This is a genomic window from Pseudomonas sp. CAU 1711 (assembly GCF_039888625.1).
Classification (GTDB): Bacteria; Pseudomonadota; Gammaproteobacteria; order Pseudomonadales; family Pseudomonadaceae; genus Aquipseudomonas.
The window spans coordinates 26,034-47,288 of the sequence record NZ_JBDQQT010000006.1; the positions used below are offsets into that span (position 1 = coordinate 26,034).

The window sequence follows — 21,255 nt, forward strand, 5'->3', positions numbered from 1 at the left end:
ATGGCTGAAGCAGAGAAAACCGTCCGTACGCTGACCGGCCGCGTCGTCAGCGACAAAATGGACAAGACCATCACCGTTCTGATCGAGCGTCGCGTCAAGCACCCGATCTACGGTAAGTACGTGAAGCGTTCGACCAAGCTGCACGCCCACGACGAAACCAACCAGTGCAAGATCGGCGACAAGGTCACCATTCGTGAGACCCGTCCGCTGGCCAAGACCAAGTCCTGGGCCCTGGTGGAAGTCGTCGAACGTGCCGTGGAAGTCTAAGGACTAAGGGTCGGAGAAAGATATGATTCAGACTCAATCCATGCTCGACGTCGCTGACAACAGCGGTGCTCGTCGCGTTATGTGCATCAAGGTCCTTGGTGGTTCGCACCGTCGTTACGCCGGTATCGGCGACATCATCAAGGTCACCGTGAAGGAAGCGATTCCGCGCGGCAAAGTGAAGAAAGGCCAGGTGATGACCGCTGTCGTGGTTCGCACCAAGCACGGCGTACGTCGTGCCGACGGCTCGATCATTCGCTTCGACGGCAACGCCGCTGTTCTGCTGAACAACAAGCAAGAGCCGATCGGCACCCGTATCTTCGGGCCGGTGACTCGTGAACTGCGTTCCGAGAAGTTCATGAAGATCGTCTCGCTCGCCCCCGAAGTGCTGTAAGGAGAAGCCGTCATGCAAAAGATTCGTCGTGACGACGAGATCATCGTCATCGCCGGCAAAGACAAGGGCAAGCGCGGCAAGGTGCTGAAAGTGCTGGCTGACGATCGTCTGATCGTCGGCGGCATCAACCTCGTCAAGCGTCATACCAAGCCGAACCCGATGATCGGTGTTCAGGGCGGTATCGTCGAGAAAGAGGCGCCCCTGCACGTGTCCAACGTCGCTATCTTCAACAGCGAAACCAACAAGGCTGATCGCGTTGGCTTCAAGGTCGAAGACGGCAAGAAAATTCGTGTCTTCAAGTCCACCCAAAAGCCGGTTGGCGCTTGAGAATCATAGGTAGAAACCCATGGCACGACTGAAAGAGATTTACCGGAACCAGATCGCTCCGAAGCTGAAGGATGAACTGAAGCTGGCGAACGTGATGGAAGTTCCGCGCGTTACCAAAATCACCCTGAACATGGGTCTTGGCGAAGCGATCGGTGACAAGAAGATCATCGAAAACGCCGTAGCCGACCTGGAAAAGATCACCGGTCAGAAGCCCGTCGTGACCTACGCCCGCAAGTCCATTGCCGGCTTCAAGGTTCGTGAAGGTTGGCCGATCGGTGTCAAGGTGACCCTGCGCCGCGATCGCATGTACGAATTCCTGGATCGCCTGCTCTCCATCTCCCTGCCGCGCGTGCGTGACTTCCGCGGCCTGAATGCCAAGTCCTTCGACGGCCGTGGCAACTACAGCATGGGCGTGAAAGAGCAGATCATCTTCCCGGAAATCGATTACGACAAGATCGATGCTCTGCGTGGTCTGGACATCACCCTGACCACCACTGCCCGTACGGACGATGAGGGTCGCGCCCTGCTGCGCGCCTTCAACTTCCCGTTCCGCAACTGATTGGAGTAGGAAATGGCCAAAGAGAGCATGAAGAACCGCGAGCAGAAGCGTCAGCGTCTGGTCGCCAAGTTCGCCAAGAAGCGTGCAGAGCTCAAAGCTGTGATTGCCAGCCCGAACTCCACTCCGGAGCAGCGTTGGGAAGCCCAGGTCGCCCTGCAGAAGCAACCGCGTGACGCCAGCGCCAGCCGCCTGCGTAACCGTTGCCGCATCACCGGCCGTCCGCACGGCGTGTACCGCAAGTTCGGTCTTGCGCGTAACAAGCTGCGCGAGGCCGCCATGCGCGGTGACGTACCGGGTCTGGTGAAAGCCAGCTGGTAAGAAAAAGCGAAGCCGGCGTCAGCCGGCTTTGTTTTATCGATCAGGCCCCTTTGGGGCTTGATTCATTTTTGATCGATCTCTAGAATGTCCGGCTCTCCTGAGCCTGGTATTTTCGGGCTCGTGGATGGTTCCAGCCGAAAGGCTGTTCTTTTTGTTTCAGGAGCATCTAGCCCATGAGTATGCAGGACCCGTTAGCGGACATGCTAACTCGTATCCGTAATGCCCAGATGGCTGAAAAGTCGGTAGTAAGCATGCCGTCTTCCAAGCTGAAGGTGGCAGTAGCCAAAGTTCTCAAGGACGAAGGTTACATCGCGGGTTATCAGGTCAGTGGCGACGCCAAGCCGCAACTGTCCATCGAGCTGAAGTACTTCGAAGGCCGTCCGGTCATCGAAGAAGTGAAGCGCGCCAGCCGTCCAGGCCTGCGCCAGTACAAATCCGTCGATCAGCTGCCGAAAGTACGCGGTGGTCTGGGCGTTTCGATCGTCTCCACCAACAAGGGTGTGATGACTGATCGTGCTGCACGCGCTGCCGGTGTCGGCGGTGAAGTGCTCTGCACTGTGTTCTAAGGGGGGATAAGCATGTCTCGCGTTGCTAAGAACCCCGTCAAGCTGCCGGCAGGTGTCGAGGTCAAACTCGCTGGCCAGCAGCTGTCTATCAAGGGCGCCAAAGGCTCCCTCGAACTCAACGTGCACCCGTCCGTGGAAGTCATCCAGGACTCCGGTGAGCTGCGTTTTGCCGCCCGCAATGGCGATCAGCAGAACAAGGCCATGGCCGGTACCACCCGTGCACTGGTCAACAACATGGTCATTGGCGTGAGCCAAGGCTTCGAGCGCAAGCTGCAGCTGGTCGGCGTGGGTTACAAGGCCCAGGCCAAAGGTCAGGTGCTGAATCTCGCGCTGGGCTTCTCCCATCCGATCGACTACGAACTGCCGCAGGGCGTTACCGCCGAAACCCCCAGCCAGACCGATATCCTGATCAAGGGCATCGACAAGCAGCTGGTCGGTCAGGTGGCTGCGGAGATCCGCGACTTCCGTCGTCCCGAGCCGTACAAGGGCAAGGGTGTGCGCTACGCCGACGAAGTCGTACGTCGCAAAGAAGCTAAGAAGAAGTAGGGCATAGCAAATGAGCGTAAAGAAAGAAACTCGTCTGCGTCGCGCTCGCAAGGCACGCCTGAAAATGCGCGAGCTGGAAACCGTACGCCTCTGCGTGTACCGCTCTTCCCAGCACATCTACGCCCAGGTCATTTCGGCCGACGGCGCCAAGGTTCTGGCCAGCGCCTCGACCCTGGACAAAGAACTGCGTGACGGCGCCACCGGCAACGTCGACGCGGCCAAGAAAGTCGGCCTGCTGGTCGCCGAGCGTGCGAAAGCCGCTGGCGTCACCCAGGTAGCGTTCGACCGTTCTGGCTTCAAGTACCACGGCCGTGTGAAAGCGCTGGCTGATGCTGCTCGTGAAGGCGGGCTGGAGTTCTAAGTTATGGCAAATCACGAGCAAAAGCGCGATCGCGACAACCGCGACGATGCCCAGGGCGAAGGCTACATCGAGAAGCTGGTCCAGGTTAACCGCGTTGCCAAGACCGTAAAGGGTGGCCGTATCTTCACCTTCACCGCGCTGACCGTGGTGGGTGATGGCAAGGGTCGCGTCGGTTTCGGTCGCGGCAAGTCCCGCGAAGTGCCGGCCGCCATCCAGAAGGCGATGGAAGCCGCGCGTCGCAACATGATCCAGGTCGACCTGAACGGTACCACTCTGCAGTACGCGATGAAGTCCGTGCATGGCGCGTCCCACGTGTTCATGCAGCCGGCCTCCGAAGGTACCGGCATCATCGCCGGCGGCGCCATGCGTGCCGTGCTGGAAGTGGCTGGTGTGCAGAACGTTCTGGCCAAGTGCTACGGCTCTACCAACCCGGTGAACGTGGTGTACGCCACCTTCAAGGGTCTGAAGGCCATGCAGTCGCCGGAATCCGTGGCTGCCAAGCGTGGTAAGAGCGTCGAGGAGATTCTCTGATCATGGCTACCGTAAAAGTCACTCTGGTCAAGAGCACCAATGGCCGTCTGGCCAACCACAAAGCTTGCGTCAAGGGCCTGGGCCTGCGTCGCATCGGTCACACCGTCGAAGTTCAGGACACTCCTGAAAACCGCGGCATGATCAACAAGGCTTACTACCTGCTGAAGGTGGAGGGTTAATCATGCAACTGAACGATCTGCGTTCCGCGCCGGGTGCCCGTCGCGAGAAGCGTCGCCTGGGTCGCGGTATCGGTAGCGGCCTCGGTAAGACCGGTGGCCGCGGCCACAAGGGCCAGACCTCGCGTACCGGTGGCAAGATTGCCCCCGGCTTCGAGGGCGGCCAGCAGCCGCTGCACCGTCGTCTGCCGAAGTTCGGCTTCGTTTCCCTGAAGGCCATGGATCGCGCTGAAGTGCGCACTTCCGAGCTGGCCAAGGTGGCAGGCGATGTCGTAACCCTGCAGTCGCTGAAGGATGCCAACGTGATCAACCAGAACGTGCAGCGTGTGAAAGTCATGCTGTCCGGCGAGGTTGGTCGCGCGGTCACCCTCAAGGGCATCGCCGCCACCAAGGGTGCGCGTGCGGCCATCGAAGCAGCTGGCGGTAAGTTCGAGGACTAAATGGCTAAGCAAGGTGCTCTCTCCGCGCTCAGCAATGGCGGGTTGTCCGAGCTCTGGGCTCGACTGCGTTTCCTGTTCCTGGCGATCATCGTCTATCGGATCGGCGCGCACATTCCGGTGCCCGGAATCAACCCTGACCGGCTGGCCGACCTGTTCCGGCAGAACGAGGGGACCATTCTTAGCCTGTTCAACATGTTTTCCGGCGGCGCGCTGGAGCGGATGAGCATCTTCGCGCTGGGGATCATGCCGTACATCTCGGCATCGATCATCATGCAGTTGATGACCGCTGTCAGTCCGCAGCTGGAGCAGTTGAAGAAGGAAGGTGAAGCTGGCCGTCGCAAGATCAGCCAGTACACCCGCTACGGCACTCTCGTCCTGGCGATCGTCCAGGCCATCGGCATGTCCGTTGGCCTGGCCAGCCAGGGCGTTGCGTTCTCGGTTGATTTCGGCTTCCACTTCGTGGCGGTGACGACCTTCGTGTCCGGCGCCATGTTCATGATGTGGCTGGGCGAGCAGATCACCGAGCGCGGTGTCGGCAACGGTATCTCGATGCTGATTTTTGCAGGCATCGTGGCCGGTCTGCCGTCGGCGATCGGGCAGTCCTTCGAGTCTGCTCGTCAGGGCGATATCAACATCTTCGCCCTGATCGCCATCGGCCTGCTGGCGGTAGCGATCATCGGTTTCGTGGTGTTCATCGAGCGTGGCCAGCGTCGCATTGCGGTGCACTACGCCAAGCGTCAGCAGGGCCGCAAGGTCTTCGCGGCGCAGACCAGCCACCTGCCGCTGAAGGTGAATATGGCGGGCGTGATCCCGGCCATCTTCGCCAGCAGTCTCCTGCTGTTCCCGGCTTCGCTGGGGACCTGGTTCGGTCAGTCCGAAGGTCTGGGCTGGCTGCAGGACATCTCGCAGGCGATCGCTCCCGGTCAGCCGTTGAACATTCTGCTGTTTAGTGCAGGGATCATCTTCTTCTGCTTCTTCTATACGGCGCTGATGTTCAACCCGAAAGACGTAGCGGAAAACCTGAAGAAGTCCGGTGCCTTTATTCCGGGCATCCGTCCGGGCGAGCAATCCGCGCGCTATATCGATGGCGTGCTGACCCGCTTGACCATGTTCGGTGCTCTGTACATGACGGCCGTTTGCCTCCTCCCGCAGTTCCTGCAGGTGGCAGCCAACGTTCCGTTCTACCTTGGCGGGACCTCGTTGCTGATCGTGGTCGTGGTTGTGATGGACTTTATGGCCCAAGTACAATCGCACCTCGTTTCGCATCAGTACGAATCCCTGATGAAGAAAGCCAACCTGAAGGGCTATGGCGGCGGCATGCTCCGCTGACATGGTTTCCGTAAGGTTCTAGGAGTTACTGATGAAAGTTCGTGCATCGGTCAAGAAGCTGTGCCGCAACTGCAAGGTCATCCGTCGCGACGGCGTCGTGCGCGTGATCTGCAGCGCGGAGCCGCGTCACAAGCAGCGCCAAGGCTGAGTGTGATTCACGCGTAATGAGCCCGGCAGCTAGTGCGCTGCCGGGTTGATTCTTTGTTATTACAGCGCTAATATCGCGCGCCCTATTTCTTGGCTTCCAGGGCGTGGGTAGCTGTCAATTGGAGTTCCACTGAATGGCCCGTATTGCAGGCGTCAACATTCCGGATAACAAGCACGCTGTTATCTCGCTGACCTACATCTACGGTGTTGGTCGCACCACTGCGCAGAAGATCTGCGCCACCACCGGTGTCAACCCGGCGGCAAAAATCAAAGATCTCTCTGACGAGCAGATCGAGCAGCTGCGTGGCGAAGTCGGCAAGATCCTCACCGAGGGTGATCTGCGCCGCGAAGTCAACATGAAGATCAAGCGTCTGATGGACCTGGGCTGCTACCGCGGTCTGCGTCATCGCCGTGGCCTGCCGGTCCGCGGTCAGCGCACCAAGACCAACGCGCGTACCCGTAAGGGCCCGCGTAAGCCGATCCGCAAGTAATTGCGCCCGCGTATCGACAGGAATTAAGTCATGGCTAAGCCTGCTGCTCGTACTCGTAAGAAAGTCAAAAAGACAGTGGTGGATGGCATCGCCCATATCCACGCTTCTTTCAACAACACCATCGTTACCATCACCGATCGTCAGGGCAATGCTCTGTCCTGGGCGACCTCCGGTGGTTCCGGTTTCCGCGGCTCCCGTAAGAGCACCCCGTTCGCTGCCCAGGTGGCTGCCGAGCGTGCCGGTCAGGCTGCTCTGGAATACGGTCTGAAGAACCTCGACGTGAACGTCAAGGGCCCGGGCCCGGGTCGCGAATCCGCCGTGCGTGCTCTGAACGCCTGCGGCTACAAAATCGCCAGCATCACCGACGTGACGCCGATCCCGCATAACGGGTGCCGTCCGCCGAAGAAGCGTCGCGTGTAATAGGAGACAGTGAAGAATGGCTCGTTACATTGGTCCCAAGTGCAAACTGTCTCGCCGTGAAGGCACCGACCTCTTCCTGAAGAGTGGTGCGCGCGCGCTCGAATCCAAGTGCAACATCGAGTCGGCTCCCGGCCAGCACGGCGCTCGCCGTGGCCGTCAGTCCGACTACGGCACCCAGCTGCGTGAGAAGCAGAAAGTCCGTCGTATCTACGGCGTGCTGGAGCGTCAGTTCAGCGGTTACTACAAGGAAGCTGCCCGTCGTAAGGGCGCTACCGGCGAGAACCTGCTGCAGCTGCTGGAATGCCGTCTCGACAACGTGGTTTACCGCATGGGCTTTGGTGCCACCCGCGCCGAATCCCGTCAGCTGGTATCGCACAAAGCCATCACCGTGAACGGTTCGACCGTGAACGTCCCGTCCTACCAGGTCAAGGCTGGTGATGTGGTAGCCGTTCGCGAAAAGGCCAAGAACCAGCTGCGTATCGCCCAGGCTCTCGAGCTGTGCGGCCAGCGTGGTCGCGTTGAGTGGGTCGAAGTGGATGCTGAGAAGAAGTCCGGCGTGTTCAAGAGCGTCCCGGTTCGCAGCGATCTGTCCTCCGACATCAACGAGAGCCTGATTGTCGAGCTCTACTCCAAGTAAGGGCTAGAAAATAGGTGCATCCATGCAGATTTCGGTAAATGAGTTCCTGACCCCCCGTCACATCGACGTTCAGGCGGTCAGTCCGACCCGCGCCAAGATCACCCTCGAGCCCCTCGAGCGTGGTTTTGGCCATACCCTGGGCAACGCGCTGCGTCGCATCCTGTTGTCCTCCATGCCTGGCTGTGCAGTGGTCGAGGCCGAGATCGACGGCGTACTCCATGAGTACTCCGCGATCGAAGGCGTGCAGGAAGACGTGATTGAGATCCTGCTCAACCTGAAAGGTCTGGCCATCAAGCTGCACGGCCGTGACGAAGTCACCCTGAGCCTGTCCAAGAAGGGCGCGGGCGCGGTCACCGCTGCCGATATCCAGCTGGATCACGACGTCGAGATCGTCAACGGCGACCACGTGATCGCCAACCTGGCGGACAACGGCGCTCTGAACATGAAGCTCACCGTGCGTCGTGGCCGTGGCTACGAGCCGGCCGACGCCCGTCAGAGCGATGAGGAAGAGAGCCGTAGCATCGGCCGTCTGCAACTGGACGCTTCCTTCAGCCCGGTCCGTCGTGTGGCTTATGTGGTGGAAAACGCCCGCGTCGAGCAGCGCACCAACCTGGACAAGCTGGTCCTCGATCTGGAAACCAACGGCACCCTGGACCCTGAAGAGGCCATCCGTCGTGCCGCGACCATCCTCCAGCACCAGCTGGCGGCTTTCGTCGACCTGAAGGGCGACAGCGAGCCGGTGGTGGTCGAGCAGGAAGACGAGATCGATCCGATCCTGCTGCGTCCGGTCGATGACCTCGAGCTGACCGTGCGTTCGGCCAACTGCCTGAAGGCGGAGAACATCTACTACATCGGCGACCTGATTCAGCGCACCGAAGTAGAGCTGCTCAAGACTCCGAACCTGGGCAAGAAGTCCCTGACCGAGATCAAGGACGTTCTGGCCTCCCGTGGTCTGTCCCTCGGCATGCGCCTCGACAACTGGCCGCCGGCAAGTCTGAAGAAGGACGATAAGGCGACTGCCTGATCGTCCGTAATCACCGAACTGAACGTTTGGTAAGGAATTTCAATCATGCGTCATCGTAAAAGTGGCCGTCACCTGAGCCGCACCAGCGCCCACCGCAAGGCCATGTTCCAGAACATGGCGGTGTCGCTGTTCGAACACGAACTGATCAAGACCACCCTGCCGAAAGCCAAGGAACTGCGCCGCGTTGCCGAGCCGCTGATCACCCTGGCCAAGGTAGACAGCGTCGCCAACCGTCGTCTGGCCTTCGACCGTACTCGTTCGAAAGCCATCGTCGGCAAGCTGTTCAACGACCTGGGCAAGCGCTACGCCACCCGTCAGGGCGGCTACCTGCGCATCCTCAAGTGCGGTTTCCGCGCCGGCGACAACGCCCCCATGGCGTACGTCGAGCTGGTTGACCGCAAGGTCGCCGGCGAAGCCGTAGAAGCTGCCGAATAAGCAGTTTCCGCACCACAAGAAACCGGGCCATGGCCCGGTTTTTTGTTTCCGCGGAAGGGCATATGGGGCGGCGGCTGAGGCCGGGTGTGCGGACAGACCTATGCCTCCTTATCAAGAGATAAAAACTATTAGATCGTTACTCTCCATAAATTGGTTCTTCTGAATGGGCGGGTCTACTCTTGATCCATTGTCGGTCGCAGTCGACGGGACCGACCCGATGAGGAGAAAGGAGAGAACGATGTCCAATCCCGGAAAATGCCCGTTTCATCATGTCGCCGGCGGCGGTACCAGCAACCAGGACTGGTGGCCCAACCAGCTGCGCGTGGACCTGCTGAACCAGCACTCGGACAAGTCCAGCCCGTTCGGCGAGCAGTTCAACTATCGCGACGCGTTCAAGCAGCTCGATTATCAGGCGCTCAAGGCCGACCTGGTCAAGCTGATGACTGACTCCCAGGACTGGTGGCCGGCCGACTTCGGTCACTATGGCCCGCAGATGATCCGCATGACCTGGCACGCCGCCGGTACCTATCGCACCGTCGATGGCCGCGGCGGCGGTGGCCGCGGTCAGCAGCGCTTCGCTCCGCTCAACTCCTGGCCGGACAACGTCAATATCGACAAGACCCGGCGTTTGCTCTGGCCGATCAAGCAGAAGTATGGCCAACAGATCTCCTGGGCCGACCTGCTGATCCTCGCCGGCAACGTGGCGCTGGAGTCCATGGGCTTTCGTACCTTCGGCTTCGCCGGGGGGCGCGAGGATGTCTGGGAACCGGACCTGGACGTCAACTGGGGCGCCGAGATGCAGTGGCTGGGTGTCGATCCCGAGCGGGTCAAGGGTGACCGCGAGCTGAGCGCGCCCTTCGGTGCCACCCACATGGGCCTGATCTACGTGAACCCCGAGGGGCCCAACGCCAGCGGCGACTACATGGAGGCGGCCAAGGACATCCGCGCCACCTTCAACCGCATGGCCATGGACGACGAGGAGATCGTCGCCCTGATCGCCGGCGGCCACACCTTCGGCAAGGCCCACGGCGCCGCGCCGGAGTCGCACAAGGGGCCGGAGCCCGAGGGCGCGCCCATCGAGGCCCAGGGCCTGGGCTGGATGAGCGACTTCGGCAGCGGCCATGGCAAGGACACCATCTCCAGCGGCATCGAGGTGACCTGGACCAAGACCCCGGCGCTGTGGAGCAACAACTTCTTCGAGAACCTGTTCAAGTACGAGTGGGAGCTGACCCAGTCGCCCGCCGGTGCCAAGCAGTGGGTGGCCAAGGACGCGCCGGAGATCATTCCGGACGCCCATGTGCCCGGCAAGTTCCACAAGCCGACCATGCTCACCACCGACCTGACCCTGCGCTTCGATCCGGAGTTCGGCAAGATCTCCAAGCGCTTCCACGATGACCCGCAGGCCTTCGCCGATGCCTTCGCCCGCGCCTGGTTCAAGCTGACCCACCGCGACATGGGGCCGAAGGCGCGCTACCTGGGCCCGGAAGTCCCGCAGGAAGACCTGATCTGGCAGGACCCGCTGCCGGCCGCCACGCATAACCCGAGTGCAGCCGATATCGCCGACCTCAAGGCCAGGATCGCGGCCAGCGGGCTGTCGGTGGGCGACCTGGTGTCGGTGGCCTGGGCCGCGGCCTCGACCTTCCGTGGCGGCGACAAGCGCGGCGGCGCCAACGGCGCGCGCCTGGCCCTGGCTCCGCAGAAGGACTGGGCGGTCAACCAGCGCGCGATCAAGGCGTTGCCCAAGCTGGTGGATATCCAGAAGGCTTCGGGCAAGGCGTCGCTGGCCGATGTCATGGTGCTGGCCGGTAATGTCGGCGTCGAGCAGGCGGCCAAGGCCGCCGGGATCAGCGTCGATGTGCCCTTCGCGCCGGGCCGGGTCGATGCCCGTCAGGACCAGACCGATGTGGAATCCTTCGCCGTGCTGGAGCCCCTGGCCGACGGTTTCCGCAACTACAAGCAGGCCGGGCTCGGCGTGCCGACCGAGGCCCTGCTGATCGACAAGGCGCAACTGCTGACCCTGACCGCGCCCGAGCTGACCGCGCTGGTCGGCGGCCTGCGGGTGCTGGGCGCCAATCACGATGGCGGCTCCCACGGCGTGTTCACCGACAAGGTCGGCGTGCTGTCCAACGACTTCTTCGTCAACCTGCTGGACATGGGCATCGAGTGGAAGGCCAAGGATGCCGGGGCGGAAGTGTTCGAGGGCAAGTGCCGCAAGAGCGGGGCGGTGAAGTTCAGCGGCACCCGTAACGACCTGATCTTCGGCTCCAACTCGGTGCTGCGCGCCTATGCCGAGGTCTACGCCAGCGCCGATGGCAAGGAGCGGCTGGTCAGGGACTTCGTCGCCGCCTGGACCAAGGTGATGAACCTGGATCGCTTCGATCTGGCCTGAGCCAAGGTTGAGCCCTAAGCTTCAAGCGGCAAGCCACAAGAAAAAGCCAGAGCATTGTCCGTGCTCTGGCTTTTTCGCTCTTGCCGTTACTGGCTGCTTGAGGCTTGCAGCTTGCCGCTGCCGTCAGTCCTGTCCCGTTCCAGCAGCGGCTTGAGGAAGTGCCCGGTATGCGATGCCGGGTTGGCGGCGACTTCCTCCGGGGTGCCGGTGGCGATGATCATGCCGCCCTTGGAGCCGCCCTCGGGGCCGAGGTCGACCAGCCAGTCGGCGGTCTTGATCACGTCCAGATTGTGTTCGATCACTACCACGGTGTTGCCGTGGTCGCGCAGGCGATGCAGTACGTCGAGCAGTTGCTGGATATCGGCGAAGTGCAGGCCCGTCGTGGGTTCATCGAGGATATACAGGGTCTTGCCGGTGTCGCGCTTGCTCAGCTCGCGGCTCAGCTTGACCCGCTGCGCCTCGCCGCCGGACAGAGTGGTCGCGCTCTGCCCCAGCTTGATATAGGCCAGGCCGACGTCGACCAGAGTCTGCAGCTTGCGCGCCAGGGCCGGCACCGCGTCGAAGAACGCGCGGGCGTCCTCGATGGTCATGTCGAGCACCTCGGTGATGCTCTTGCCCTTGTACTTGATCTCCAGGGTCTCGCGGTTGTAGCGCTTGCCCTTGCACACGTCGCAGGGCACGTAGATGTCCGGCAGGAAGTGCATCTCCACCTTGATCACGCCGTCGCCCTGGCAGGCCTCGCAGCGCCCGCCCTTGACGTTGAAGCTGAAGCGCCCCGGGCCGTAGCCGCGCGAGCGCGACTCCGGCACGCCGGCGAACAGCTCGCGGATCGGGGTGAACAGGCCGGTGTAGGTCGCCGGGTTCGAGCGCGGCGTGCGGCCGATCGGGCTCTGGTCGATGTCGACCACCTTGTCCAGGTGCTGCAGGCCGTCGAACGAATCGTGCGGGGCGGCTTCCAGGGTGGTGGCGCCGTTCAGCGCGGTGGCGGTGAGCGGGAACAGGGTATTGTTGATCAGCGTCGACTTGCCCGAGCCGGACACGCCGGTGACGCAGGTGAGCAGGCCGACCGGAATCTCCAGGTCGACGTTGCGCAGGTTGTTGCCGCGCGCGCCCTTGAGCTTGAGCAGCTTCTTCTTGTCGCGCGCGGTGCGCTGCGCCGGGTAGCGGATCTTCTCGCGGCCGGAGAGGTACTTGCCGGTCAGCGAGTCGGGGTGGTTCATCACCTGGTCCGGGGTACCTTCGGCGACCACCTGGCCGCCGTGCACGCCGGCACCGGGGCCGATATCCACCACATAGTCGGCCAGGCGGATAGCGTCCTCGTCGTGCTCGACGACGATCACCGTATTGCCCAGATTGCGCAGGTGGGTGAGGGTGCCCAGCAGGCGCTCGTTGTCGCGCTGGTGCAGGCCGATGGACGGCTCGTCGAGGATGTACATGACGCCGACCAGGCCGGCGCCGATCTGGCTGGCCAGGCGGATGCGCTGCGCTTCGCCACCGGACAATGTGTCGGCGCTGCGATCCAGGGTCAGGTAGTCGAGGCCGACGTTGACCAGGAACTGCAGGCGCTCGCGGATTTCCTTGAGGATCTTCTCGGCGATCTCGCCACGCCGCCCGGTGAGGTGCATGGCGCCGAAGTAGTCGCAGGCCTCGCCCACCGGCAGGCCGGTGACCGCCGGCAGGGTGCGCTCGCCGACCCATACGTGGCGCGCCTCGCGGCGCAGGCGGGTGCCGCGGCAGTCCGGACAGGGCTGGGTGCTGAGGAACTTGGCCAGCTCCTCGCGCACGGTGGCCGACTCGGTCTCGCGGTAGCGCCGCTCCAGGTTGGGGATGATGCCCTCGAACGGATGCGAGCGTTTGACGATATCGCCACGGTCGTTGAGGTACTTGAAGTCGACGTTCTGCGCGCCGCTGCCGAACAGAATCACCTTCTGGTGCTCGGCGGCCAGGTCGTCGAACGGCTCCTCCAGGCTGAAGCCGTAATGCGCGGCCAGCGAGCCGAGCATCTGGAAGTAGTAGACGTTGCGCCGGTCCCAGCCACGGATCGCGCCTTCGGCCAGGGTCAGCTCGCCGTTGACCAGGCGCTTGGCATCGAAGAACTGCTTCACGCCCAGGCCGTCGCAGGTCGGGCAGGCGCCGGCCGGGTTGTTGAAGGAGAACAGCTTGGGCTCCAGCTCGCTGATCGAGTGGCCGCAGTGCGGGCAGGCGAAGCGCGCGGAGAAGATGATCTCGTCGCCCGGCTCTTCATCCATTGGCGCGACCAGGGCGATGCCGTCGGCCAGGTTGATGGCGGTCTCGAAGGACTCGGCCAGACGCTGCTGCAGGTCCTCGCGCACCTTGAAGCGATCCACCACCACGTCGATGCTGTGCTTCTTCTGCTTGTCCAGCTTGGGCAGCTCGTCCAGCTCGTAGAGCTTGCCATTGACCCGTGCACGCACGAAGCCCTGGGCGCGCAGCTCGTCGAACACCGCCAGGTGCTCGCCCTTGCGCTCGCGGATTACCGGGGCCAGCAGCATCAGCTTGCGCCCCTCGGGCAGGGCCAGCACCTGGTCGACCATCTGGCTGACGGTCTGCGCTTCCAGCGGCACGTCGTGGTCCGGGCAGCGCGGGATGCCGACGCGGGCATAGAGCAGGCGCAGGTAGTCGTAGATCTCGGTGATGGTGCCCACCGTCGAACGCGGGTTGTGCGAAGTGGACTTCTGCTCGATGGAGATGGCCGGGGAGAGGCCCTCGATGGTGTCGACGTCGGGCTTCTCCATCATCGACAGGAACTGCCGGGCGTAGGCCGACAGGGACTCCACGTAGCGGCGCTGACCCTCGGCATAGAGGGTATCGAAGGCCAGCGACGACTTGCCGGAACCGGACAGGCCGGTGATCACGATCAGCTTGTCGCGCGGCAGGGTCAGGTCGACGTTTTTCAGGTTATGGGTGCGCGCACCCCGGATCAGAATCTTGTCCACGAACGGCCTCGCAGGTGGCGGGCGGAAACGGCAAAGTATACGGCCGTGCGCCGCCACGCGGCAAAGCGCCGCGCCTGTAATGGCCGGGGCTGGGCTGGTAGAATCGCCGGCCAATTTGTTCGGGGTTTTTCCATGCACGATCCGCACAGCGAGCGCATGAGCGCCAGCGAGACCCGCGCCGCCGGTGGCCTGGCCCTGGTGTTCGCCTTCCGCATGCTGGGCATGTTCATGGTCCTGCCGGTGCTGGCCACCTACGGCATGGATCTGAGCGGCGCCACCCCGGCGCTGATCGGCCTGGCCATCGGCGCCTACGGCCTGACCCAGGCCGTGCTGCAGATTCCCTTCGGCATGCTCTCCGACCGTATTGGCCGCCTGCCGGTGATCTATGTCGGCCTGCTGATCTTCGCCGCCGGCGCCGCCCTGGCGGCCAATGCCGACTCCATCTGGGGGGTGATCGCCGGGCGCGTGCTGCAGGGTGCCGGTGCCATCTCGGCGGCGGTGATGGCGCTGCTTTCCGATCTGACCCGCGAACAGCATCGGACCAAGGCCATGGCCATGATCGGCATGAGCATCGGCCTGTCGTTCGCCGTGGCCATGGTGGCCGGCCCGCTGCTGACCCGCGCCTTCGGCCTGGCCGGGCTGTTCTGGGTCACCGCCGGCATGGCCCTGCTCGGCCTGCTGATCGTCGCCCTGTGGGTGCCGCGCGCCCCGCGTACCCTGCAGCATCGCGAGTCCGGCGTGGCGCGCCAGGCGCTGCTGCCGACCCTGCGCAACCGCGAGCTGCTGCGCCTGAACCTGGGCATCGGTGTGCTGCACGCCATCCTCATGGCCAGCTTCGTGGTGCTGCCGCTAGCGCTGGTGGAGCAGGGCGGGCTGGCCAAGGAAGAACACTGGTGGGTCTACCTCAGCGCGCTGCTGATCGGCTTCTTCGGCATGGTGCCGTTCATCATCTATGCCGAGAAGAAGCGCCGGATGAAGCGCGTGCTCTGTGGTGCGGTGCTGGCGCTGGTGCTCTGCGAACTGTACTTCTGGGGCTTCGGTCAGGGCCTCAATGCGCTGGTGCTGGGCTTCATCCTGTTCTTCACCGCCTTCAACCTGCTGGAGGCCTCGCTGCCGTCGCTGGTCAGCAAGATCGCCCCGGCCGGCGGCAAGGGCACGGCCATGGGCCTGTATTCCACCAGCCAGTTCCTCGGCGCCGCCCTCGGCGGCATTCTCGGCGGCTGGCTGTACCAGCACGGCGGCCTCGGCCTGGTGTTCGTCGGCTGCGCCGCCCTGGGGCTTCTCTGGCTGGCGGCAGCTGCTACTATGCGCGAGCCGCCTTATGTGACCAGTCTGCGCCGCCCGCTCGCCGAGCCGGGGCTGGCCGACAGCGGACTGGTGGGACGGCTCCTCGCCGTGCCCGGCGTCAGCGACGCCGTGGTGGTGGCCGAGGAGGCCGCGTTGTACATCAAAGTGGATACCCAACAACTGGACCGCGCGTTGCTCGAGCAGGTGCTCGAAGAGGCCGCGGAGACGCATTGAGCTTAGGAGAACGAAATGGCCCGTGGGGTTAACAAAGTCATTCTGATCGGCAACGTCGGCGGCGACCCGGAAACCCGCTATCTGCCCAACGGCAACGCGGTGACCAACATCACCCTGGCCACCACCGACAGCTGGAAGGACAAGCAGACCGGCCAGCAGCAGGAGCGTACCGAATGGCACCGCGTGGTGTTCTTCGGCAAGCTCGCCGAGATCGCCGGCGAGTACCTGCGCAAGGGCAGCCAGTGCTACGTCGAAGGCCGCCTGCAGACCCGCGAGTGGGAGAAGGACGGCGTCAAGCGCTACACCACCGAGATCGTGGTCGACATGAACGGTACCCTGCAGCTGCTCGGCGGCCGTGGCGGCAACCAGGGCGGTGGCGACGACTACGCGCCGCGCCAGCAGCAGTCGCGCCCGGCGCCGCAACAGTCCGCACCGCGCCCGGCCGCGCAACCGGCCGCCCAGCAGCCGGCACCGGACTACGACAGCTTCGACGACGATATCCCGTTCTAAGCGTCGCGCCGCGTCCCCCGAAAGCCCGTCTTGCGACGGGCTTTTTCGTTGCACCATGGCAACGCCACGCATACCCCATCGCACCGCCACACTTGCGCCATCGCCCCATGCCATAACGCCATCCATGCCCCAGTCAGGAGAATTGAGGATGGTCACCCCAACGCTGCGTATTCTGTTGATCAACCCGCCACACACCGCCATCGGCAGCCGCATCCCCGGCGAGCATCTGCCGCCGCTGGGCCTGCTCAGCATCGGCGGGCCGCTGCTCGATGCCGGCTTCAGGGTGCAGCTACTGGATGCCGACCTGGACAATCTGGCGCTGGACGAGATCGTGCGGCGGGCCGCCGAGCTCGCGCCCGATGTGGTCATGCTCGGCCATTCCGGCTCCAGTTCGGTCCACCTGACCGTGGTCGAGCTGTGTGCGCTGCTCAAGCGCCGGCTGCCGGCGCTGCGGGTGATCTACGGCGGCGTGCATCCGACCTACCACTAGGACGAGATCCTGCGCGACTGTCCGCAGGTCGACTTTATCGTGCGCGGCGAAGGCGAGCAGACGGCCGTCTCCCTGCTGCAGGCACTGCAAGGCGCGACGCCGCTGGCCGAGGTGCGCGGCATCGCCTATCGCCAGGAGGGCGAGGTGCTGTGCAGCGCCGACGCGCCGATGCTGCGCAACCTTGACGACTACCGGGTGGGCTGGGAGCTGATCGACCACGCGCGCTACTCCTACTGGGGTGGCAAGCGCGCGGTGGTGGTGCAGTTCTCCCGGGGTTGCCCCTACTTGTGCAACTACTGCGGCCAGCGCGGCTTCTGGACGCGCTGGCGCCACCGCGACCCGGTGCTGCTGGCCCGGGAACTGGCGCGCCTGCAGCGCGAGCAGGGCGTAGAGCTGATCAATTTCGCCGACGAACTGCCTACCGGCTCGCGCAAGGCCTGGAAGGCCTTCCTCGAGGCCCTGATCGCCGAGAACGTGCCGCTGCTGCTGGTCGGCTCCACCCGCGCCGGCGACATAGTGCGCGACGCCGACATCCTGCACCTGTACCGCAAGGCCGGGGTGATCCGCTTCCTGCTCGGCATCGAGAGCTACGACGAGGCGACGCTGGCGGCGATTCGCAAGGGCGGCGACGTGCGCGAGGACCAGCAGGCGATTCGCCTGCTGCGCCAGCACGGCATCGTCTCGATGGCGACCTACGTGGTCGGCTTCCAGGAGGAGGGTGATCGCGACTACTGGCGCTCCTTCCGCCACCTGCTGCGCTACGACCCCGACCAGATCCAGCTGCTCTACGTCACCCCGCATCGCTGGACGCCCTTCTACCAGACGGCGGAGCGGCGCCGGGTGATCCAGGCCGACACCCGGCGCTGGGACTACAAGCACCAGGTGCTGGCGGTGCAGCGGGTGCCGGCCTGGCGGGTGTTCCTCTGGTTCAAGCTGATCGAGCTGGCCATGCAGGCCCGGCCCAAGGCCCTGGCACGTGTGCTATTTCATCGCGACGGCGACTTCCGCCATGCCATGCGCTGGTATACCCGCATGGGCCGGCGGGTGTGGTTCCATGAGGTGGCCGAGTTCCTCTTCGCCACCCGCCTGCTCAAGCGCGGGCCGACCCTGGGCGAGTTCCTCGGCGTCTCCCTGGCCGAGCGCGAATACGCGCTGGACAAGCGCAAGGCGCCGGGGCTGATCGCCAAGGCGCGCTAGGCTCGGTGGTGGCGCATGTTTTGACCGTTCTCCGGTTCTTCGCTGGCCGTTTCGGACCTCATGCGTCGGGCGGCGCTGTTCTAGTGTGGCGGCATCGAGATGAAGCGGCCGTGGGAGGCGACTATGCGGGCAGGGCGGGGCTTGGGCCGGGGGGGCGTCGGTGGGTTCTGGGCGCTGGGGCTGTGCGCGCTGCTGGCGGGCTGTGGCGAGGAGGAGGGCGTGCAGGCGCGGCTCGCCGATGCGCAGGCGCTGCCGGCCGACGCGGCGCTGGCGCAGCTGTATGCCAGCAGCTGCCGGCAGTGCCATGCCAACCCGGCCGCCGGCGCGCCGCTGACCGGCGATGCGCTGGCCTGGGCGCCGCGCCTTGCCAAGGGCATGGAGACGCTGCTGGAACACAGCATCAACGGCTTCCAGGGCATGCCGCCGATGGGCCTGTGCATGCAGTGCTCGGAGGAGCAGTTCCGCGCCCTGATCGGCTTCATGTCGAATGCGGCGGGGGGGGAGTGACATGGGCCAACCGTTTTCCCGTCGTCAGCTGTTGCAGCGCGCCAGCCTGCTGGGCGCCTGCCTGGCGTTGCCGGGGCGCGCGTTGTGGGCCGAGCCGGCCGCCGCGCCGCGGCCGATTCCCTGGCGCAACTGGTCCGGGGCGCAGAGCTGCCTGCCGCTGCAGCGCCTGGCGCCGGCCAATCTGGACGAGCTGGTGCAGGCCATCCGCCAGGCGCCGGGCAAGATCCGCCCGGTCGGCTCCGGGCATTCCTTCAGCGCCCTGGTGCCCACCGACGGCACCCTGCTGTCGCTCAGCCACTTCAGCGGGTTGCTGGAGCACGATGGGCAGACCCTGCAGGCCGAGTTCGCCGGCGGCACGCCGATGGCGCAGATGGGCGCGCCGCTCAAGGCGGTCGGCCAGGCGCTGAGCAACATGGCCGACATCGACTACCAGACCCTGGCCGGGGCCATCGCCACCTCGACCCACGGCACCGGCATCGGCTTCGGTTCCTATTCCAGCCAGGTCTGCGGCCTGCAGCTGGTCAGCGCCGCCGGCGAGGTGCTCGACTGCAGCCGCCAGCGCAACCCCGAACTGTTCGCCGCCGCGCGCGTCTCCCTCGGCGCGCTGGGCGTGGTCACCCGCGTGCGCCTGCAGAACCGCGCCGCCTACCGTCTGCGCGAACGCCAGTGGATCGCCCGCACCGAGGAGCTGCTGGAGGATATCGACAACCTCAAGCGCGCCAACCAGCACTGGGAAATGCTGGTGATCACCCATTCCGACTACGCACTGTCGGTGGCGCTGAACGAGACCGACGACCCGAGCACGCCGCCCTTGTCGCCCGAGGAGGAGGGCGGCAACGGCTTCGTCGGCCTGATCGAGGGGCTGGACAAGTACCTTAGCGACTTCCCCGAACTGCGTCGCAGCCTGCTCAACAGCATGCGCCACCTGGCCAGCTTCGACGACCGGGTGGACGACTCCTACGAGGTGTTCGCCAACGTGCGCAACGTGCGCTTCAACGAGATGGAGTACTCGGTGCCGGCCGAGCACGGCCCGGCCTGCCTGCGCGAGATTCTCAAGCGCATCGACGACGGCAACCTGCGCACCTGGTTCCCCATCGAGTATCGCTACGTCAAGGCCGACGACATTCCCCTGAGCATGTTCGAGGGGCGCGACAGCTGCGCGATCTCGGTGCACCAGCACTATGCGATGGATCACCACAACTTCTTCGCCGCCATCGAGCCGATCTTCTGGAAGTACCAGGGCCGGCCGCACTGGGGCAAGCTGCACAGCCTGGGCGCGCGCCAGCTGCAGGCGCTGTATCCGCGCTGGCGGGAATTCACCGAGTTGCGCCAGGCGCTCGACCCGCAGGGGCGCTTCGTCAACGCGCACCTGGCCGGGCTGTTCGGCCTGGCCTGAGGAGGGGCGATGAAACGACGCACTTTCGTGCTGGCCGGCCTCGGCGCCGGCGGGCTGCTGGCCGCCGCCGGCCTGCGTCCGGGCGACCAGGGACGACCGCATGACGCCTACTTCCAGGCGCTCAACGACGAACTGAAGAGTCACGGGCCGATGCGTCCGGCGCTGCTGATCGACCTCGACCGCCTCGACCACAACATCGAGGTGGTGCGCCGCTTTCTCGCCCGCAGCGGCAAGCAGCTGCGCCTGGTGGAGAAGTCCCTGCCGGCGCCCGGCCTGCTGCGCTACATCGGCGAGCGCATCGGCACCCGCAGGCTGATGTCCTTCCATCAGCCCTTTCTCAACCACGACGCGCGGTTGTTTCCCGAGGCCGACATCCTGCTCGGCAAGCCGCTGCCGGTGCGCTCGGCGCAGCTGTTCTATCAGCAACATCGCGGCCCGTTCGATCCGGCCCGCCAGCTGCAGTGGCTGATCGACACGCCCGAGCGGCTGCGCCAGTACCTGGGCCTGGCCCAGGGCCTGGGCACGCGGCTGCGCATCAATATCGAGCTGGACGTCGGCCTGCACCGCGGCGGCGTGGCCGAGCCCCGAGCGCTGGCGCCGCTGCTGCAGCTGATCGCGGAGCACCCGCAGCACCTGGAGTTCGCCGGCTTCATGGGCTACGACCCCTTCGTCGGCATGAACCTGCCGGAGCTGCTCGGCACGCCGAACGAGCTGCTGGCCAAGGTCATGACGCTGTACCAGGGCCATGTCGACTTCACCCGCCAGCGCTTCCCCGCCCTGTGGCGCGAGGACCTGACTCTGAACACCGCCGGCAGCCCCAGCTACCCGGCCCACGCGCACGAGTCGCTGAGCAGCGAGGTGGCGATCGGCACCGGCCTGCTCAAGCCCAGCCACTACGACCTGCCGTCTCTGGCCGAGCACGTGCCGGCGGTGTTCATCGCCACGCCGGTGCTCAAGCGCACCGGGGCGCTGCGCCTGCCGGCGCTGGACGACAAGTCGCGGCTGCTGTCCTGGTGGGACGTCAACCGGCGCGAGACCTTCTTCGTCTACGGCGGCAATTGGCAGGCCGACTTCGTCTCGCCCGCCGGGCTGCGGCTGAGCGGCCTGTATGGGCGCAGCTCGAACCAGGAGCTGGTCAACGCCTCGCCGGCGGTGGGGCTGGCGGTGGACGATCAGGTGTTCCTGCGCCCGACCCAGAGCGAGGCGGTGCTGCTGCAGTTCGGCGACCTGCTGGCCGTGCGCGGCGGCAAGATAGTCGAGCGCTGGCCGGTGTATACGGAGTAATCCTCCCCTCTCCCTTCGGGAGAGGGGGCTGGCCTAGGT

27 protein-coding genes are annotated in these 21,255 nt (G+C 64.5%); 26 read left to right on the top strand and 1 reads right to left on the bottom strand.

The genetic code is table 11. The annotated features are described in order from the left end of the window. From rpsQ to katG, 19 genes are all read left to right on the top strand, one after another. Positions 1 to 267: a 30S ribosomal protein S17 gene (gene rpsQ / locus AAFN46_RS08060; RefSeq protein ID WP_187807876.1), complete on the top strand. Its 267-nt coding sequence runs from the start codon at positions 1 to 3 to the stop codon at positions 265 to 267. 22 nt (positions 268 to 289) lie between these two features. Beyond that, entirely contained in the window at positions 290 to 658 is a 369-nt protein-coding gene (gene rplN / locus AAFN46_RS08065; protein ID WP_225788815.1) for a 50S ribosomal protein L14, read from the top strand. A 12-nt stretch (positions 659 to 670) separates the two neighbouring features. Beyond that, positions 671 to 985 (top strand): 50S ribosomal protein L24, encoded by a 315-nt coding sequence (gene rplX / locus AAFN46_RS08070; protein WP_110683340.1) that lies wholly within the window; start codon positions 671 to 673, stop codon positions 983 to 985. Between the two features lie 19 nt (positions 986 to 1,004). After that, positions 1,005 to 1,544, top strand: a complete 540-nt coding sequence (rplE, locus tag AAFN46_RS08075; protein WP_347808170.1) for a 50S ribosomal protein L5 — start codon at positions 1,005 to 1,007, stop codon at positions 1,542 to 1,544. Between the two features lie 12 nt (positions 1,545 to 1,556). Then, entirely contained in the window at positions 1,557 to 1,862 is a 306-nt protein-coding gene (rpsN, locus tag AAFN46_RS08080; protein ID WP_347808171.1) for a 30S ribosomal protein S14, read from the top strand. Positions 1,863 to 2,035: 173 nt separating this feature from the next. Beyond that, positions 2,036 to 2,428, top strand: coding sequence for a 30S ribosomal protein S8 (gene rpsH, locus AAFN46_RS08085; protein WP_347808172.1), 393 nt, complete (start codon positions 2,036 to 2,038; stop codon positions 2,426 to 2,428). A gap of 12 nt (positions 2,429 to 2,440) precedes the next feature. Then, positions 2,441 to 2,974: a 50S ribosomal protein L6 gene (gene rplF, locus AAFN46_RS08090; protein ID WP_347808173.1), complete on the top strand. Its 534-nt coding sequence runs from the start codon at positions 2,441 to 2,443 to the stop codon at positions 2,972 to 2,974. Between the two features lie 10 nt (positions 2,975 to 2,984). Next, on the top strand, positions 2,985 to 3,335 hold the full coding sequence (rplR, locus tag AAFN46_RS08095) for a 50S ribosomal protein L18 (RefSeq protein WP_110683344.1): 351 nt from the start codon (positions 2,985 to 2,987) through the stop codon (positions 3,333 to 3,335). Positions 3,336 to 3,338: 3 nt separating this feature from the next. Continuing rightward, the gene (gene rpsE / locus AAFN46_RS08100) at positions 3,339 to 3,866 is read left to right on the top strand and encodes a 30S ribosomal protein S5 (RefSeq protein WP_347808174.1); all 528 of its coding nucleotides are present in this window, start codon (positions 3,339 to 3,341) and stop codon (positions 3,864 to 3,866) included. A 2-nt stretch (positions 3,867 to 3,868) separates the two neighbouring features. Then, on the top strand, positions 3,869 to 4,045 hold the full coding sequence (rpmD, locus tag AAFN46_RS08105) for a 50S ribosomal protein L30 (RefSeq protein ID WP_110683346.1): 177 nt from the start codon (positions 3,869 to 3,871) through the stop codon (positions 4,043 to 4,045). Positions 4,046 to 4,047: 2 nt separating this feature from the next. Next, positions 4,048 to 4,482, top strand: coding sequence for a 50S ribosomal protein L15 (gene rplO / locus AAFN46_RS08110; RefSeq protein ID WP_347808175.1), 435 nt, complete (start codon positions 4,048 to 4,050; stop codon positions 4,480 to 4,482). Next, entirely contained in the window at positions 4,483 to 5,811 is a 1,329-nt protein-coding gene (gene secY / locus AAFN46_RS08115; RefSeq protein WP_347808176.1) for a preprotein translocase subunit SecY, read from the top strand. It abuts the gene before it with no gap. A 31-nt stretch (positions 5,812 to 5,842) separates the two neighbouring features. Then, positions 5,843 to 5,959, top strand: a complete 117-nt coding sequence (rpmJ, locus tag AAFN46_RS08120) for a 50S ribosomal protein L36 (RefSeq protein WP_043217073.1) — start codon at positions 5,843 to 5,845, stop codon at positions 5,957 to 5,959. 133 nt (positions 5,960 to 6,092) lie between these two features. Next, complete coding sequence (gene rpsM / locus AAFN46_RS08125) at positions 6,093 to 6,449, top strand: 30S ribosomal protein S13 (RefSeq protein WP_347808177.1); 357 nt, start codon at positions 6,093 to 6,095, stop codon at positions 6,447 to 6,449. Positions 6,450 to 6,479: 30 nt separating this feature from the next. After that, positions 6,480 to 6,869, top strand: coding sequence for a 30S ribosomal protein S11 (gene rpsK / locus AAFN46_RS08130; RefSeq protein WP_021702690.1), 390 nt, complete (start codon positions 6,480 to 6,482; stop codon positions 6,867 to 6,869). A gap of 16 nt (positions 6,870 to 6,885) precedes the next feature. Next, positions 6,886 to 7,506 (top strand): 30S ribosomal protein S4, encoded by a 621-nt coding sequence (rpsD, locus tag AAFN46_RS08135; RefSeq protein ID WP_347808178.1) that lies wholly within the window; start codon positions 6,886 to 6,888, stop codon positions 7,504 to 7,506. Between the two features lie 22 nt (positions 7,507 to 7,528). Beyond that, positions 7,529 to 8,530 (top strand): DNA-directed RNA polymerase subunit alpha, encoded by a 1,002-nt coding sequence (gene rpoA / locus AAFN46_RS08140; RefSeq protein WP_347808179.1) that lies wholly within the window; start codon positions 7,529 to 7,531, stop codon positions 8,528 to 8,530. A gap of 45 nt (positions 8,531 to 8,575) precedes the next feature. Beyond that, positions 8,576 to 8,965, top strand: coding sequence for a 50S ribosomal protein L17 (gene rplQ, locus AAFN46_RS08145; protein WP_110683351.1), 390 nt, complete (start codon positions 8,576 to 8,578; stop codon positions 8,963 to 8,965). A 238-nt stretch (positions 8,966 to 9,203) separates the two neighbouring features. After that, the gene (gene katG / locus AAFN46_RS08150) at positions 9,204 to 11,354 is read left to right on the top strand and encodes a catalase/peroxidase HPI (protein WP_347808180.1); all 2,151 of its coding nucleotides are present in this window, start codon (positions 9,204 to 9,206) and stop codon (positions 11,352 to 11,354) included. An 86-nt stretch (positions 11,355 to 11,440) separates the two neighbouring features. On the opposite strand, the gene uvrA is transcribed toward katG, so the two are convergent. Beyond that, positions 11,441 to 14,311: an excinuclease ABC subunit UvrA gene (uvrA, locus tag AAFN46_RS08155; protein ID WP_347808181.1), complete on the bottom strand. Its 2,871-nt coding sequence runs from the start codon at positions 14,309 to 14,311 to the stop codon at positions 11,441 to 11,443. Between the two features lie 132 nt (positions 14,312 to 14,443). Here uvrA and AAFN46_RS08160 point away from each other — a divergent pair, with 132 nt between their 5' ends. The 7 genes from AAFN46_RS08160 to AAFN46_RS08190 all read left to right on the top strand — a co-directional run bounded on the left by AAFN46_RS08160 (position 14,444) and on the right by AAFN46_RS08190 (position 21,216). Further along, the gene (locus tag AAFN46_RS08160) at positions 14,444 to 15,832 is read left to right on the top strand and encodes an MFS transporter (protein WP_347808182.1); all 1,389 of its coding nucleotides are present in this window, start codon (positions 14,444 to 14,446) and stop codon (positions 15,830 to 15,832) included. A 15-nt stretch (positions 15,833 to 15,847) separates the two neighbouring features. Beyond that, a complete protein-coding gene (locus tag AAFN46_RS08165; RefSeq protein ID WP_347808183.1) occupies positions 15,848 to 16,342 on the top strand; it encodes a single-stranded DNA-binding protein in 495 nt (164 codons plus the stop codon). Between the two features lie 148 nt (positions 16,343 to 16,490). Beyond that, positions 16,491 to 16,832 carry a cobalamin-dependent protein gene (locus tag AAFN46_RS08170; RefSeq protein WP_347808184.1) on the top strand — a complete coding sequence of 114 codons (342 nt, stop codon included), beginning with the start codon at positions 16,491 to 16,493 and terminating at the stop codon, positions 16,830 to 16,832. A gap of 39 nt (positions 16,833 to 16,871) precedes the next feature. Beyond that, on the top strand, positions 16,872 to 18,029 hold the full coding sequence (locus AAFN46_RS08175) for a radical SAM protein (protein WP_347808185.1): 1,158 nt from the start codon (positions 16,872 to 16,874) through the stop codon (positions 18,027 to 18,029). A 123-nt stretch (positions 18,030 to 18,152) separates the two neighbouring features. After that, positions 18,153 to 18,536 carry a c-type cytochrome gene (locus tag AAFN46_RS08180; protein ID WP_347808186.1) on the top strand — a complete coding sequence of 128 codons (384 nt, stop codon included), beginning with the start codon at positions 18,153 to 18,155 and terminating at the stop codon, positions 18,534 to 18,536. 1 nt (position 18,537) lies between these two features. Further along, on the top strand, positions 18,538 to 19,932 hold the full coding sequence (locus AAFN46_RS08185; protein WP_347808187.1) for a D-arabinono-1,4-lactone oxidase: 1,395 nt from the start codon (positions 18,538 to 18,540) through the stop codon (positions 19,930 to 19,932). A 72-nt stretch (positions 19,933 to 20,004) separates the two neighbouring features. Then, a complete protein-coding gene (locus tag AAFN46_RS08190; RefSeq protein ID WP_347808381.1) occupies positions 20,005 to 21,216 on the top strand; it encodes a DSD1 family PLP-dependent enzyme in 1,212 nt (403 codons plus the stop codon). The last annotated feature ends 39 nt before the right edge of the window (positions 21,217 to 21,255 follow it).